A 15,026-nucleotide genomic window follows, 5' to 3' on the forward strand; every position below is an offset into this window, starting at 1 on the left:
TCATCTGTCAGGCTGGGCCGGTCGCCGGGGCTGGCTGCTCCGCCAAGGCCGTCGACCTTAGCTGAGCATAAATAACGCGGCACCACTGAATTGCGCGGCGAACTGGCGGGCGGGCATGGGCCGGCCGAGCAGGTAGCCCTGCACCTCGTCGCACCCGTGTATACGGAGGAAATCCAGCTGCGCCTGGGTCTCCACGCCTTCGGCGATTACCGTCAGGTTCAGGCTGTGGGCCATGGCGATGATGGCGCGGGCGATCTGTCCGTCCTGCTCGCCTTGCGGCAGGCCATCGACGAAGCTGCGGTCGATCTTCAGCACGTCGATGGGGAACTGCTTGAGGTAGTTCAGCGACGAGTAACCGGTGCCGAAATCGTCGATGGCGATGCACAGGCCCAGGCGCTTGAGATCGGCGAGGGTATCCATGGCGCTGGTCACGTCCTGCATCAGCGTGCTTTCGGTCAGCTCCAGTTCCAGGCACGCTGGCGGAATGCCACTGCGCTCGAGAATCGCGGCGATGCGCGAGTCCAGATCGCCCTCGGTGAACTGCCGGGCCGACAGGTTCACCGAGATCTTCGGCACGCGAATCTTGGCCGCGTGCCAGCCCTTCAGTTGACGGCAGGCCTCGGCCAATACCCAGTCGCCGACCTGCACCACCAGGCCGAGCTCTTCCAGCACCGGAATGAAATCGTCCGGCGGCACCAGGCCACGTCGTGGGTGCTGCCAGCGCAGCAGCGCCTCGACGCCAGTCAGGCGCTTGCCGTCGCCGGAAAACTGCGGCTGGTAGTGCAGGATGAATTCGTCCTGTTCCAGGGCATGGCGCAGGTCGCTTTCCAGCTCCAGGCGCTCCAGGGCGCTGGCGTTCATGTCCGCCTGATAGAACTGGAAATTGTTCTTGCCGCGCTCCTTGGCGTGGTACATCGCCGTATCGGCGTTCTTCATCAGGTGGCTGAGTTCATTGCCATCCTGTGGGCTCAAGGCGATGCCGATGCTGGCGGTGACGAAGAACTCGCGACCCTCGAGGATGAACGGCTGAGCCAGGCTGGCGAGTATCTGTTCGGCGACATGAATGGCCCGGTTCAGCGCGCCGTCGCGGATGGCGTGCGACTGCAGCAGCACGGTGAACTCATCACCGCCCATGCGTGCGACGGTGTCGTCATCGTCGACGCTGGCGGCCAGGCGCACGGCCACGTCCTTGAGCATGCGGTCGCCGGCGGCGTGGCCGAGCGAATCATTGATCGGCTTGAAGCGGTCGAGGTCGAGGAACATCAGCACCACCCACTCCTGGTGCCGTTCGGCATGCAACAGGGCGGTGTGCAGGCGATCCTGAAACAGCGTGCGGTTGGGCAGCAGGGTCAGAGCGTCGTAGTAGGCCAGGCGATGGATGCGCTGTTCGCTGGCTTTGCGCTCGCTCATGTCGCTGAAGAAGCACACGTAGCTGACCAGATCGCCTTCCTCGTCCTGCACCGCGGTGATGCCGACCCAGGCCGGGAAGGTCTCGCCGTTGCGCCGTTTCAGCCACACCTCGCCCTCCCAGCTGCCGCGCTGGTTGAGCTGACCGAGGATGTAGTGCAGGTGACTGGCCTGCTGGCGGTCGGCGGTGAGCATGCCGGGCAACTGGTCGAGCACCTGCGCCGAGGCGTAGCCGCAGACCCGGCTGAAGGCCTTGTTGACCTGGACGATATAGCCGGCCGGGTCGGTGACCAGGATCGCCGCGGTGGAGTGTTCGAACACCGTGGCCGCCATGCGCAGGTCTTTGTCCGCGCGGCGTTGCTGGCTGATGTCGCGGCCGACCCCGAGCAAGCCCTCGAAGCGCCCGTGAGCGTCCCACATGGGCACCAGGCGCAGTTCCACGGGGATCTGCTGGCCGTCGGCGCGCAGGCAGTCGCAGACCAGCAGCTGCGGCTGGAACTGCTGACGCAATTCAGACATGCGCTGCGGGTCGCCGAGGGCGCCGCGCAGGCGCTCCAGCAGCCGAAAGAGGCCGGCCAGTTGCTGCGGGTTGGTGGCCATGCCCTGGAAGTTGTTGGCGAGCACCCACTCGGTCGTATAACCGAGCACCGACTCGACCGACGGGCTGACGTAGTTGAGCTGCAGGCTATCGTCGGTGGAGAAGATCACATCGCTGATGCTCTCCGCCAGCAGGCGGGAACGCTGTTCGCTGTCGCGCAGTGACTCGCTGCTTTCGATCTGCTCGGTGATGTCCTTGACCACGCCGAGCAGGCGGCTGACGCGACCCGCGGCGTCCCGCGCGAGGGCCTGCTCACGCACGCTGAACCAGCGCCAACTACCGTTTCTATGACGCCAGCGCAGCTGTGATTCGAGCAGTAAGCCGGTGCCCACGACCTGCTGCAGGCTGCGGATGCGCCAGTAGTAGTCGCTATCGTCCGGGTGCAGGATGTGCTCCCAGAAGCGCTCGCCCAGATCCTTCAGTTCGCCTGTGCTGTAACCCAGCTGCAGGCCCAGATGGTGATTGCTGAACAGCACGCGCTTGCTCGTCATGTCATGCACGTACAGGGTGTCCGGCACGGCGCGCACCACATCCGACCAGAAACGCTCGCGTTCGACCAGGGACAGCTCGATGCGCTTGCGGCTGGTGATGTCGCTGATGCTCAGGGTCACCGCATGCAGGTCTTGTGGGTTTTCCGGCAGGCGTAGCACCAGCCACAGGTGGCGCTCCTGGCCTTGCGGGGTGGTGATTCTGCTTTCCAGCTCGAGCTGGCCGGCGCGCTCGAGCAGGGCGCTGATCAGCTGCACGCGGAAGCCGTCGTGCTGCAGCGGGCCGCTGTCGATCAGGTATTGCCAGGCCTGCTCGGTGGAACCAACCCCGAGCAGGCGCAGGGCCAGCTGATTGGTCTCGGTAAAGCGCAGGCGCTTGAGCAATTCGTCATGGCGTTGCGGATGCTCATGCAGCCAGCGAGTCAGGTCGCTGTTGTCACGTAACTGTTGCTCTTGCAGGTAAGCCTGCAGCCCTGCCAGGTCGAGTACGCAGAGTGCGGTGCCGACGCCCTCGAAGATGTCCTGATAGCGACGCTGGGTCTCCTGCAAGACGTGCATGGCCTGTTGCTCTTCGGTGACATCGCGCAGCACCCAGACGAAGCCCAGACGCTGCGCCGCCTCGCCGAGGTCGCTGCGGGTAATGTCGAAGAGCCGGGGCACCCCGTCCTGAGGAATCTCCACCAGGTCTGGGCCGAGGTCGCTGTGAAAGGCCGTGGCGTGCAGCAGCAGCGGGTCGAGGCTGGGCAGCAGCTCCAGCAGGTGCCGATTCTGCGCGTCATGGCTGCTGAGGCCGAGCAGGGTTTCGGCCTGGGGGTTGAGGTAGCTGAGCAGGCCGTTGCTGTCAGTCACCAGCACCCGCTCCTCGATGGCGCTAAGGGCACTGGCGGCCTGTTTCAGCGAGCGTCGGGAGGCGGCGTTGAGGGCATGCAAATTACGCCGTTCACGCAGCAGGTGGTACAGCGCGAACAGGGTCAGCAGGGTGCATAGGGTAAACAGCAGAAACTTGCCGGCCAGCTCCGGCAATAGCTGGGCGCGCACCTTGCGTTCGTCGAACAGCGCGCGCAGCTGCCAGTCGCTGCCGTGCAGAGGGGTGAGCAGAATGCTCTGCGCCAGATTCTCGGCGGTCACCGGTGGAAAAACAGCGGGGTTCGACGTTGGCTGGTCATGTTGACGGGTGATCACCCGTTGCGCCAGGCGGTCTTCCAGCAGCCACTGATAGGCGCTCTGGTGGTGTTCGTAGAGCCAGTTGCGCAGGGTCAGGGAGCCCATGCGCAAAGCCCAGTAACCACTCGAGGCGGTAGCCTCCGCTTGCCGTAACAACAGGTGGATTTGTCCGCCGTTACGGGCGCTGAAGGCATAGTGGAAGGGTTCGCCGTTGCTGCGCTGAAACAGGCTGGCCAAGTAGCGCGCGTCATCCGCCTGAGGGGCGCTGTCGGCGAGGATACCGCCGCGCGGGCCGATCCAGACCAGGCTGCGCAGGCTGGGGAAGACTGCCCGCAGGTTTTCTAGTAATGCCTCGCGTTGTTCGGCCGAATCGGGCGGGCGGCTGTATGGGTGCAGTATGGCCAAACCGGCGCGGGCCTTCAGCTCCATGCTCAGGCTGAGGTGATTGGCCAGTTGTGCGCTGAACTCGTGGCTGAGTTGCCGCTGGTTGTCCTGCAGCTGGCGTGACTCCAGCTGCAATTGCCACAGCAGCAAGGCCAGCATAGCCAGCACCAACGCCACCAGAGCGGCCCTGAATGCGCCGCGCATGGGCGCCGCCAGCAGCTCGCCTGGTACTCGGGGGGATCTAGGTGGTGAGGCTGTCGACACTGACAAAAATCCTGCGGCTACGACTTAGTGAAAGCCAGCGGTTCATTGTGTTTTACAGTCCGTTGGAAAGGTAGCGAGCGCAGATCGGGGTCGCACTCGTTCTCGAAAACTCTCTCGGCACTTTGCCTGCTTCTCACAACCATGTGGGGCCCAAGGCGAAATCAGGCGCCGTGCAGTGTACGACTTGAACATGATCCTGCTAGGTGGATTTAAACGTCACATGGCCTGGAGCAGTGGTTTTTCAACGGACTGTTCAGCGAGGACGGGCACTTCAGGGGCGGCTAGCATGCCATAACTGTGGCGAAGTGCCAGTGCGGCCGACGAGCGTGGTTTGCCCTGCACGGCGCATTCCGGTAATTTTGCCGCACGCGCGCGGGAGCTGTTTGTTGGTTCTTGCGGCAGGCGGGCGTCTGCTGCCGCGATCGAAGCGCCGGTCTGGTGTCGCCGGGCGAAGTCACTCGCCCCAACCAGGCTCCTAGGCGGCGCGACAACCTTTGGCCCGTCTTCATTCTCTTGTCATAGAACCAAGGTTATCCATGGCCCAATACGTCTACACCATGCATCGGCTGAGCAAAGTAGTGCCGCCGAAGCGGGAAATCCTCAAGAATATCTCCCTGTCCTTTTTTCCCGGCGCCAAGATCGGCGTGCTCGGCCTCAACGGCTCGGGCAAGTCCACCCTGTTGAAGATCATGGCCGGCGTCGACACCGAGTTCGACGGCGAAGCGCGGCCGATGCCCGAGCTGAATGTCGGTTACCTGCCGCAGGAACCGCAGCTCGACCCGAGCAAGACCGTACGCGAAGTGGTGGAAGAGGCCGTCAGTCAGATCAAGGACGCCCAGGCGCGTCTGGATCAGGTCTACGCCGCCTATGCCGAGCCGGATGCCGACTTCGACAAGCTGGCGGCCGAGCAGGCCAAGCTGGAGGCCATCCTGCAGACCTCCGACGGCCACAACCTCGAGCGTCAGCTGGAAGTCGCCGCCGATGCTTTGCGTCTGCCGCCTTGGGATGCCAAGGTGGCGGTGCTTTCCGGCGGAGAAAAGCGTCGCGTGGCGCTGTGCCGCCTGTTGCTGTCGGCCCCGGACATGCTGCTGCTGGACGAACCGACCAACCACCTGGACGCCGACTCGGTGGCTTGGCTGGAGCACTTCCTCCACGACTTCCCCGGCACCGTGGTGGCGATCACCCACGACCGCTACTTCCTGGATAACGTCGCCGGCTGGATTCTCGAACTCGACCGTGGCGCCGGCATCCCCTACGAGGGCAATTATTCCGGCTGGCTGGAAACCAAATCCGAGCGTCTGGCCCAGGAATCCAAGCAGCAGTCGGCCCACGAGAAGGCCATGAAGGACGAGCTGGAGTGGGTGCGCAAGGGTGCCAAGGCGCGGCAGTCGAAGTCCAAGGCGCGCCTGCAGCGTTTCGAGGAGATGCAATCGCAGGAGTTCCAGAAGCGCAGCGAGACCAACGAGATCTATATTCCGGTCGGCCCGCGCCTGGGCGACAAGGTCATCGACTTCGTCAACGTCAGCAAGGGTTATGGCGACCGCGCGCTGATCGACGACCTGTCGTTCAGCATGCCGAAAGGCGCCATAGTCGGGGTGATCGGCGGTAACGGCGCCGGTAAGTCGACCCTGTTTCGCATGCTGATGGGCAAGGAGCAGCCGGACTCGGGCAGCATCGAGATCGGCGAAACCGTGCAGCTGGCCTGCGTCGACCAGAGCCGCGACGACCTCGACGGCAGCAAGAGCGTCTGGGAAGCGGTGTCTGGCGGCTCGGACATGATCCGCATCGGCAACTATGAGGTGCCGTCGCGCACCTACGTCGGTCGCTTCAACTTCAAGGGCGGCGACCAGCAGAAGTTCGTCAAGGACCTCTCCGGTGGTGAGCGTGGCCGTCTGCACCTGGCCCTGACCCTCAAGGAAGGCGCCAACGTGCTGCTGCTCGACGAACCGTCCAACGACCTCGACGTGGAAACCCTGCGTTCGCTGGAGGAAGCGCTGCTCGACTTCCCCGGCGCGGCTATCGTCATCTCCCACGATCGCTGGTTCCTCGATCGCGTCGCCACGCACATCCTGGCGTACGAGGACGACTCGCACATCGAGTTCTTCGAAGGCAACTACACCGAGTACGAAGCCGACCGCAAGAAACGCCTCGGCGAGGCGGCGGCGCAGCCGCATCGCGTGCGTTACAAGAAACTGGCGCAGTAAGCATTCGTTAGCCGGTCAGAACGGAGCCCCAGGGCTCCGTTTTTTATGCTGGGTTCAAGGCCTGTGCATGGCCTTGCCCCAGGCACGATCCTTCTCGCGTTGCCAGGTTTCCTCGTGCTGGTCTTGCCGCTCTTCGAGCCAAGCCTGGCGTTCGCGGCTTTCCTGCATGGCCTGGCATTGACGAAAACCATCGTCCCAGCCAGTGGCGTACTGCGCTTCGCGCAGGTAGCGCGGCACGTCCTTGCGGAAGTTGCCGCCAATCGCTCCAGCCGCCTGATGGCCACTGTTGCAGCCGTGCTGATAACCATCGGCAAAGGCCGGCGGATAGCCCTGGGCGATCAGGTAGTCGTGGGTGTTGGCGCAGCCGGCGATTGCGCCAGCCGCCAGCGCGACGGCAACTAGGGTGGCATAAGTCAACGCCATAGAGGATTCCTCCTGCGCCTGGACGCGGGCGCGCGCATCGATAACGTGGTCCTGTGCTGCCAGGTACAGGCCATGGGTGAAGTCTAGGCCTGGCGATGTGATGGATTCGTCAAGGCGCCGTGACGGCACTGTTCATCGCTCGCCTTCAGCCCTTGACGCAGACCACCTGGCGCAGGGTATGCAGCACTTCGACCAGCTCGCGCTGGGCCTGCATCACCGCGTCGATATCCTTGTAGGCCATGGGGATTTCGTCGATCACCTCTTTGTCCTTGCGGCACTCGACGTGGGCGGTGGCGCGGATCTGGTCTGCCACGCCGAACAGTTTCTTCGCCTGCGTGCGGCTCATGCTGCGACCGGCGCCGTGGCTGCAGGAACAGAAGGCCTCCTGGTTGCCCAGGCCGCGGACGATAAAACTCTTCGCACCCATCGAGCCGGGGATGATGCCCAACTCGCCGCGCTGCGCGGATAACGCGCCCTTGCGGGTGACCAGCACGTCCTGGCCGAAATGGCGTTCCTGCTGCACGTAGTTATGGTGGCAGTTTACCGCCTCCAGGCGGGACTCGAAGGGCTTGCCGATCACCCGGCGCGCCGCCGCGATCACCGCCTGCATCATCAGCGCGCGGTTCTGCTGGGCATAGTCCTGCGCCCAGCCCACCGCCTCAAGGTAGTCGGCGAAGTGCCGGCTACCCTCCTCGAAGTAAGCCAGATCCCTGTCCGGCAGGTTGACCAAGTGTTGGCGCATGTCGGTCTTGGCCAGCTCGATGAACAGGCTGCCGATGGCGTTGCCGACCCCGCGTGAGCCGCTGTGGAGCATGAACCAAACGCGATTCGTCTCGTCCAGGCAGACCTCGATGAAGTGGTTGCCGCCGCCCAGCGTACCCAGGTGCTGGCGGTTGTTGGTCTTCCCCAGTCGCGGGTACTTGTTGGTGATCGCCTCGAAGCGCCCGGCCAGTGCACGCCAGGCCTGATCCGCGGCTTTTGGCACGTCCGCCCAAGCGCCCTGGTCGTGCCTGCCGAAGGTCTTGCCGTGGGGTACGGCCTGTTCGATGGCGCTGCGCAGGCCGTGCAGGTTGTCCGGCAGGTCGCCGGCCAGCAATGAGGTGCGCACGGCAATCATGCCGCAGCCAATGTCCACGCCCACCGCGGCTGGGATAATGGCGCCGACCGTCGGTATGACGCTGCCGATGGTCGACCCCTTGCCCAGGTGCACGTCCGGCATCACCGCCAGGTGCTTGAAGATGAACGGCATCTGCGCCGTGTTGAGCAGTTGCTGGCGCGCCTCCGGCTCGACCGGCACGCCCTGGGTCCAGAGCTTGATCGGTTTGCCCGTGGCGACTTGGAGGATCTGGGGTGTGGTGTGTTTCATGGGCTTTAAATGGGGTTTGAGGATAGCCGTCAGGCAACTCGACGCTGCCCTGCTGCATAGAGGCTGCTGCCCTGATCAGGGACTTGCCGGTGTGAACAAAGTGCTGCGTTGAGGGAAAGCGTACACCCAGTCGAGTCGTCAGTGGGGCCGCACGGGCTCAATAGCTATCCCACTTCAGCTCCAGCAACAGGGTGTGCTCGGACCGGCCATCTGGTTGAGTTCGCGCGCGCCCAAGCGCAGCGCTACGGTGCTCGGGCCTGCTAAAGGCAAAATCCATTTGGGGTGTTGTTCTGGTTACGGCGTCGCGGGAGGTGGCGCGGGCATCGGTAAGGTCTGCTTGGGCCGCATCGGTGCACAAGTTTGCGCCGGCGATTATGCAGACTCTGTGGCAGCGTCCACACTTAGTAGAATGTTGGAAAACTACTTTATTTGGGGCGACGCTGAAACGTTCAGGGTGGCACTGTTGTGTGGCTGCTTTTGACGTTGCGTGGCCTAGCGCCGTAGTTTGCTTTCCCCACCTTAGCGATGTGATCACCGAGGAGTATTTCCATGCCTGCCTTCGATCCTCATGCGGCCTTGGATGCGCTGCTCGCCGAGTACGGCGCGCGGGCTAAGGCGATTCGCCGGGATCTGGCGCGTAGCCATTCGCCAGACTTCGCCGAGCAAGCGCTGCAGCGGCAAAACGATGAGGTGCTGGAGGCCTTGCTGGCCGAGGCCGAAGCAGGCATGCGCAAAGTAGGCTTGGCCAAGCTGCGCCTGGTCGAAGGCACCTACGGCGACTGCCTGCGTTGCGGCGAGCCGATCGAGCCGGCACGTCTGCAGGTGTTGCCGGCCAGTGAGTACTGTCTGCGCTGTGCCGAACAGGCCGGAGTGAGCGGGCGTTAGCTGGGTTGACCGGCCACGTTGTTCGGTGGCAGGGCGATTCACCTGCTGGCCGGCGGATGACCGAGGTTGGCGCAGTTTTACCGCCAGGCCCACCGAGCAGGGCGGCTACTTCCTGAAAAGGTTCATGCGTTTGCTTCCGTATGAGCGCGTTGTACTTTAGGCGCATCGATTAATCACACCGCCGCGCTGTATCAAGCTTATGGCTTGTCGCCGCCGCCTGATCCAGCCATGATTTCTCTAGCCTGTGCCCTCCGTTCAAGGATTTCCAATGCCCGACTCCGTTGCTACCCATCTGCGGCTAGCGCCCGATGCACTGACCCGACCCTTCGCCGCCGAGCAGTTCGACTTCGCCAATACCGATGATCTGGAGCCTTTTCGCGGCGTGCTGGGTCAGGAACGTGCGGTAGAAGCCTTGCAGTTCGGCGTGGCGATGCCGCGCCCGGGTTACAACGTGTTCGTCATGGGGGAGCCTGGCACCGGCCGGTTTTCCTTCGTCAAACGCTACCTCAAGGCCGAGGCCAAACGCCTGGCAACCCCGGCCGATCAGGTCTACGTCAACAACTTCAATGAGCCGCGCGAGCCGCGCGCGCTGGAGTTGCCTGCCGGCACGGCCGGTGATTTCATCGCCGACATTGGTCTGCTGATCGACAACCTGTTGGCGACCTTCCCCGCGGTGTTCGAGCACCCGTCCTATCAGCAGAAGAAGAGCGCGATCGACCGCGCCTTCAACAAGCGCTACGACCAGGCGCTGGATGTGATCGAGCGTTTATCGTTGGAAAAGGGCGTGGCGCTGTACCGCGACAGCAGCAATATTGCCTTCACCCCGATGCTCGAAGGCAAGGCCTTGGATGAGGCCGAATTTGCCCAGTTGCCGGAGGCCGAGCGCGAGCGCTTCCATGCCGATATCTCAATCCTGGAAGAACGCCTCAACGAAGAGTTGGCGAGCCTGCCACAGTGGAAGCGCGAGTCGAGCAACCAGCTCCGGCAGCTGAATGAAGAGACCATCACCGTGGCTTTGCAGCCGCTGCTCGCACCCTTGTCGGAGAAGTACGCGGAAAACGCCGGGGTCGGTGCCTACTTGCAGGCGGTGCAGGTCAATTTGCTGAAGACCGTGGTCGATCAACTGGTCGAGGTGGAGAAGGCCGACGCGCAGACCCGCATGCTGCTGGAAGAGCAGTATTGCCCGAGCCTGGTGGTCGGTCACCATGCCGACGGTGGCGCGCCGGTGGTGTTCGAGTCGCACCCGACTTACGACAACCTGTTCGGCCGCATCGAATATAACGCCGATCAGGGGGCGCTCTACACCAGCTACCGGCAGTTGCGGCCGGGGGCCCTGCACCGGGCCAACGGCGGCTTCCTGATTCTCGAAGCCGAGAAAATGCTCGGTGAACCCTTCGTCTGGGATGCGCTCAAGCGCGCCCTGCATTCGCGCAAGCTGAAAATGGAATCGCCGCTCGGCGACCTTGGCCGGATCGCCACCGTGACCCTCAACCCGCAGGTGATCCCGTTGCAGGTCAAGGTGATCATTATCGGTGCCCGCCAGCTGTATTACGCCTTGCAGGATCACGACCCGGACTTTCAGGAAATGTTTCGCGTGCTGGTCGATTTCGACGAGGATATTCCGCTGGCCGACGAGAGCCTGGAGCAGTTCGCCCAGTTGATCAAAACCCGCACCACCGAAGAGGGTATGGCGCCGCTGACCGCGGCCGCGGTGGCGCGGCTGGCGACCTACAGTGCGCGTCTGGCCGAGCACCAGGGGCGCTTGTCGGCGCGCATCGGTGATCTGTTTCAGCTGGTCAGCGAGGCCGACTTCATCCGCCAGCTGGCCAATGAAAAGGTCACCGAGGTCGGTCATATCGAGCGCGCGCTAAAAGCCAAGGCCACGCGCACCGGGCGGGTCTCGGCGCGGATCATCGACGACATGCTGGCCGGCATCATCCTGATCGACACCGCCGGCGCCGCCGTCGGCAAATGCAACGGCCTGACCGTGCTGGAAGTTGGTGACTCGGCCTTCGGCGTGCCGGCGCGGATCTCCGCCACCGTCTATCCTGGCGGCTCGGGCATCGTCGACATCGAGCGCGAGGTCAATCTGGGGCAACCGATCCATTCCAAGGGGGTGATGATCCTCACCGGCTACCTCGGCAGTCGCTACGCTCAGGAGTTCCCCCTGGAAATCTCCGCGAGCATCGCCCTGGAGCAGTCCTATGGCTATGTCGACGGTGACAGCGCCTCGCTGGGCGAAGTCTGTACCTTGATCTCGGCGCTGTCGCGCAGGCCGCTCAAGCAGTGCTTTGCCATCACCGGCTCGATCAATCAGTTCGGCGAGGTACAGGCGGTCGGCGGGGTTAATGAGAAGATCGAAGGCTTCTTCCGGCTGTGCGAGGCGCGCGGTCTGACGGGTGAGCAGGGCGCGATCATTCCGTACTCCAACGTCACCACGCTGATGCTCGACGAGCGAGTGCTGCAGGCGGTGCGCGCCGGGCAGTTCCATGTCTATGCGGTGCGCCAGGTGGACGAGGCCCTGAGCCTGCTGGTCGGCGAGGAAGCGGGTAGCCCCAATGCCGAGGGTCAGTTCCCCGCTGGCAGCGTCAATGCGCGGGTGGTCGAGCGACTGCGCGAGATCGCCGAGATCGGCATGGGCGAGGATGACAAGCCCGAGGAGAAAAAAGACGCGGACCAGCAGCCCGAAGGTAAGAAGGGAGCACCTGTTGCGGCCAAGGAGAAAAAAGCGCGGACGAAGAAACCGGCGGTCTGAAGGCAGCCTTTGACGGTGAGGCCTCGCCGAGTGATTACCCCGTCACTCGGCGAATGCTGCGGCGGAGCCAGCAGGTGATGCGCTTGGGCTACCTCTAGATTCATCCACAGAGTTATCCACAGATGCCGAGGGCAACTGCCGGCTTCCCTGAGTCGCCTGTACGGGTGTAGGCTGAAGACCTGATCTAGCGAGGGTCGCCGCCATGCCGCGTTGCCTCTGCCTCACTCGTCAATGTTTGGGCCTGGTCACCCGCATCGAATGCGTGGTGTTGCCACTGGCCGGTGAGAATGGACTCTGGACACTAATCTGCGCCGCCGGTATCTCTGGCGAACAACCTTCAGCGATCAAGGCGCAAGGCCCGTTTTATGGGCCTGTGGTGGCAGAAGGGGTGCTGGCAGGGATCGCCGAAAGTCTGGCCACTCAAGGCTATGACGAATGCCACGAGTTGCCGATTTGGCGCTTGCATGTTCAAGCCGAACTGCGCCGCTTGAATGGTGAGCGCTGCCATCATATCGGTAACTATCAGTTCAACCCTGAAACCTGAGCGGCCGTATGCTCAGCCGTTGTACCGCCGGCAACAGAGGTGGGGCTGGCGGCTGAGCGGGTATAAATTCAGGGGGTGCTCGGATAATTGTCCACAGTTCGCGGGGTTAGCCGGGGCGGAGTGGTTCGGCGCGCTTGCAGCCTTTGTCTGCTGGGTCGTGCTGGGTATACTCGCCGTCGGTTTTGAATCCCCCTGTGAGACCCCATGGAACGCTTTATCGAAAACACGATGTACGCCTCTCGCTGGTTGCTGGCGCCGATCTACTTCGGTTTGTCGCTCGGGTTGTTGGCATTGGCCGTGAAGTTCTTTCAGGAGATCTTCCACATCATCCCCAGCGTGTTTGCCATGGCCGAGGCGGATCTGATCCTGGTGATACTGTCGCTGATCGACATGGCCCTGGTTGGGGGGTTGCTGGTGATGGTGATGATTTCCGGCTACGAAAATTTCGTCTCGCAGTTGGACATCGACGAAGGCAAGGAAAAGCTCAACTGGCTGGGCAAGATGGATTCCGGCTCGCTGAAGATGAAAGTCGCGGCCTCCATCGTGGCGATCTCCTCGATCCACCTGCTCAAGGTGTTCATGGACGCGAAGAACATCCCCGATAACAAGCTGATGTGGTACGTGATCATCCACATGACCTTCGTGCTGTCGGCCTTCGCCATGGGTTATCTGGATAAGTTGACCAAGCACGACCACAGCTGAGTAACGCTATTACCGTGGTCTAACCGCCCGCTCGTTGCGAAACGGACGGGCGGTCGGTTTTCTGCCTTGTGCTTCTGCGACCTACTGCAAACACTGTATTGGTATGGGTTTTGTCCGAGTCGTTAGCGCGAGGTGTTGCCATGAACCTGCACGACCTTTCCAGTCATGCCCGCGCAGGGCATGTCGACGAGTTGAACCTGATCTCCCTCGAAGGCGGTAACTACTACTTGTTGGAGGCGCGCGTGGGTGGCCGTCCCTTCACGCTGGAGGATGGCCGCGGGCATCTTCAGCACCTGCGCTCGTTGGAGCATGCCCGAGAACTGCTGCACTCATTACCGCAGCTACCCCCGCTGCATCTGGTGCAGACGCAGGAGCACGACGAAATGTGCGGTATGCCCGAAGATCCGCGCAGCAAGGGGCCGCAGGCATCTCACTGAGGTCCACTGCGACATAGGGCTCGATGGGGACGGGCGATAAACTTCGCTGCGGAAAACCGAGTCCGCAGGAGGGGGCAGTGCGGGGCCTGGTGCTGCGTCAGTCGCTGTCAGCGGCTAGGGCCGTTCAGGCATCTGTGCTAGTCTGGCCGGCCTTTTTTGCCCCAGCGGAGCAGTGTCATGTCCGAACTCAATCTCTCTACTGACGAAACCCGCGTCAGCTACGGCATCGGCCGTCAACTTGGCGGCCAGCTGCGTGACAATCCGCCGCCGGGCGTGAGCCTGGACGCCGTCCTGGCCGGTCTATCCGATGCGTTTGCTGGTCAGGCGAGCCGTGTCGACGAGGCTGAGCTGTCGGCCAGTTTCAAGGTCATTCGCGACGTCATGCAGGCTGCCGCAGAGGCCAAGGCTGCAGAAGCTGCCAGCGCTGGCGTAGCTTTCCTGGGTGAAAACGCCGTGCGTGAAGGCGTTACCGTGTTGGCCTCTGGCCTGCAATACGAAGTGCTGACCGCTGGTGAAGGCGCCAAGCCATCGGCCGAAGACACCATCCGTGCGCATTATCACGGTACGCTGGTCGACGGCACTGTGTTCGACAGCTCCTACGAGCGCGGTCAGCCGGCAGAATTCCCGGTTGGCGGGGTGATCGCGGGTTGGGTCGAGGCCCTGCAATTGATGAACACCGGCAGCAAGTGGCGCCTGTATGTGCCGAGCGAGCTGGCGTATGGCGCCCAGGGCGTCGGTAGCATCCCGCCACACAGCGTGCTGGTGTTCGATGTAGAGCTGCTGGAAATTCTCTAAGCGCTCGCTGCGTGGTCGGCTGGCTGGCGCAAAGCGCTACTCGGCCAGGCGCCACCCTGTGGCATCGCGGGCATGGCTCGCGATGCCGTATTCAGCTCGGAAAACCGCATCAAGGGCGCAATGCCCGGGCGTAGCAGAATAGAAACAGGTTGCGCACCAGTTCTTTGAGTACCAAGGGTTCGTTGGAGCTCAGCTCATGCAGGTCCAGGTCGCCCTGGCCACGTAGCTCATCCAGGGCTGCTGCTTCCAGCACCGCACAGACTTCGCCGGTTTCGCGATCGAGAATGCGCAAGTAAGGCTGTGGCCGGTCCAGCCAGGCATCTATCAAGTAGGTCATGACTCATCTCCCTTTAAGTGGTTAGATGAGAATAATTCCTTTAAGTGGTTAGATGAGAATAATTCTTATTACATTAATAGCAAGCCTTAATTACCGCCTTTCGTCGTGCAATAAAAAGGTTCATCGCGCTTTCCCGGGGAAGGCGGCCTTGATTTTCAGGAAGAAGTAGTCCGAGTCCCTGAAGCCATAGGCCATACGCTTGATCACCTTGATGCGGTTGTTCACCCCTTCCAGCAGGCTGGTATGCATGTGGAAGCGAGCGCTGGCGAGGAT

General features: G+C 62.7%; 12 protein-coding genes. 7 read left to right on the plus strand and 5 right to left on the minus strand.

The annotated features are described in order from the left end of the window. Positions 1-57 precede the first annotated feature (57 nt). Positions 58-4,245 (minus strand): EAL domain-containing protein, encoded by a 4,188-nt coding sequence (locus tag FBY03_RS16790; RefSeq protein ID WP_147173504.1) that lies wholly within the window; start codon positions 4,243-4,245, stop codon positions 58-60. A gap of 596 nt (positions 4,246-4,841) precedes the next feature. Here FBY03_RS16790 and ettA point away from each other — a divergent pair. Next, complete coding sequence (gene ettA / locus FBY03_RS16795; RefSeq protein WP_147173505.1) at positions 4,842-6,509, plus strand: energy-dependent translational throttle protein EttA; 1,668 nt, start codon at positions 4,842-4,844, stop codon at positions 6,507-6,509. Positions 6,510-6,563: 54 nt separating this feature from the next. On the opposite strand, the gene FBY03_RS16800 is transcribed toward ettA, so the two are convergent. After that, entirely contained in the window at positions 6,564-6,932 is a 369-nt protein-coding gene (locus FBY03_RS16800; RefSeq protein ID WP_147173506.1) for a hypothetical protein, read from the minus strand. Positions 6,933-7,077: 145 nt separating this feature from the next. After that, entirely contained in the window at positions 7,078-8,298 is a 1,221-nt protein-coding gene (locus FBY03_RS16805) for an RtcB family protein (RefSeq protein WP_147173507.1), read from the minus strand. 549 nt (positions 8,299-8,847) lie between these two features. Here FBY03_RS16805 and FBY03_RS16810 point away from each other — a divergent pair. The 6 genes from FBY03_RS16810 to FBY03_RS16835 all read left to right on the plus strand — a co-directional run bounded on the left by FBY03_RS16810 (position 8,848) and on the right by FBY03_RS16835 (position 14,416). Then, positions 8,848-9,183, plus strand: coding sequence for a TraR/DksA family transcriptional regulator (locus FBY03_RS16810; protein ID WP_147173508.1), 336 nt, complete (start codon positions 8,848-8,850; stop codon positions 9,181-9,183). 268 nt (positions 9,184-9,451) lie between these two features. After that, positions 9,452-11,938, plus strand: coding sequence for a Lon protease family protein (locus tag FBY03_RS16815; RefSeq protein ID WP_147173509.1), 2,487 nt, complete (start codon positions 9,452-9,454; stop codon positions 11,936-11,938). A gap of 202 nt (positions 11,939-12,140) precedes the next feature. Further along, positions 12,141-12,482: a hypothetical protein gene (locus tag FBY03_RS16820; protein WP_147173510.1), complete on the plus strand. Its 342-nt coding sequence runs from the start codon at positions 12,141-12,143 to the stop codon at positions 12,480-12,482. 204 nt (positions 12,483-12,686) lie between these two features. Then, positions 12,687-13,184: a TIGR00645 family protein gene (locus FBY03_RS16825; RefSeq protein ID WP_147173511.1), complete on the plus strand. Its 498-nt coding sequence runs from the start codon at positions 12,687-12,689 to the stop codon at positions 13,182-13,184. 140 nt (positions 13,185-13,324) lie between these two features. Then, on the plus strand, positions 13,325-13,621 hold the full coding sequence (locus tag FBY03_RS16830; protein ID WP_147173512.1) for a DUF6482 family protein: 297 nt from the start codon (positions 13,325-13,327) through the stop codon (positions 13,619-13,621). A 177-nt stretch (positions 13,622-13,798) separates the two neighbouring features. Further along, complete coding sequence (locus FBY03_RS16835) at positions 13,799-14,416, plus strand: FKBP-type peptidyl-prolyl cis-trans isomerase (RefSeq protein ID WP_147173513.1); 618 nt, start codon at positions 13,799-13,801, stop codon at positions 14,414-14,416. A 109-nt stretch (positions 14,417-14,525) separates the two neighbouring features. On the opposite strand, the gene FBY03_RS16840 is transcribed toward FBY03_RS16835, so the two are convergent. Together FBY03_RS16840 and FBY03_RS16845 are read right to left on the minus strand one after the other, a co-directional pair. Next, positions 14,526-14,753: a hypothetical protein gene (locus tag FBY03_RS16840; RefSeq protein ID WP_147173514.1), complete on the minus strand. Its 228-nt coding sequence runs from the start codon at positions 14,751-14,753 to the stop codon at positions 14,526-14,528. Positions 14,754-14,873: 120 nt separating this feature from the next. Further along, the coding region (locus FBY03_RS16845) for a transposase (protein WP_147173515.1) at positions 14,874-15,026 on the minus strand (153 nt) is incomplete at its 5' end.

Origin of the sequence: Pseudomonas sp. SJZ079 (assembly GCF_007993865.1) — a bacterium.
Taxonomy (GTDB): Bacteria; Pseudomonadota; Gammaproteobacteria; order Pseudomonadales; family Pseudomonadaceae; genus Aquipseudomonas.

Excerpts from the sequence above, each read along its gene's own strand:
- FBY03_RS16790 (WP_147173504.1), bottom strand. The coding sequence starts at position 4,245 with ATGCGCGGCGCATTCAGGGCCGCTCTGGTGGCGTTGGTGCTGGCTATG.
- ettA (WP_147173505.1), top strand. The coding sequence starts at position 4,842 with ATGGCCCAATACGTCTACACCATGCATCGGCTGAGCAAAGTAGTGCCG.
- FBY03_RS16800 (WP_147173506.1), bottom strand. The coding sequence starts at position 6,932 with ATGGCGTTGACTTATGCCACCCTAGTTGCCGTCGCGCTGGCGGCTGGC.
- FBY03_RS16805 (WP_147173507.1), bottom strand. The coding sequence starts at position 8,298 with ATGAAACACACCACACCCCAGATCCTCCAAGTCGCCACGGGCAAACCG.
- FBY03_RS16810 (WP_147173508.1), top strand. The coding sequence starts at position 8,848 with ATGCCTGCCTTCGATCCTCATGCGGCCTTGGATGCGCTGCTCGCCGAG.
- FBY03_RS16815 (WP_147173509.1), top strand. The coding sequence starts at position 9,452 with ATGCCCGACTCCGTTGCTACCCATCTGCGGCTAGCGCCCGATGCACTG.
- FBY03_RS16820 (WP_147173510.1), top strand. The coding sequence starts at position 12,141 with ATGCCGCGTTGCCTCTGCCTCACTCGTCAATGTTTGGGCCTGGTCACC.
- FBY03_RS16825 (WP_147173511.1), top strand. The coding sequence starts at position 12,687 with ATGGAACGCTTTATCGAAAACACGATGTACGCCTCTCGCTGGTTGCTG.
- FBY03_RS16830 (WP_147173512.1), top strand. The coding sequence starts at position 13,325 with ATGAACCTGCACGACCTTTCCAGTCATGCCCGCGCAGGGCATGTCGAC.
- FBY03_RS16835 (WP_147173513.1), top strand. The coding sequence starts at position 13,799 with ATGTCCGAACTCAATCTCTCTACTGACGAAACCCGCGTCAGCTACGGC.
- FBY03_RS16840 (WP_147173514.1), bottom strand. The coding sequence starts at position 14,753 with ATGACCTACTTGATAGATGCCTGGCTGGACCGGCCACAGCCTTACTTG.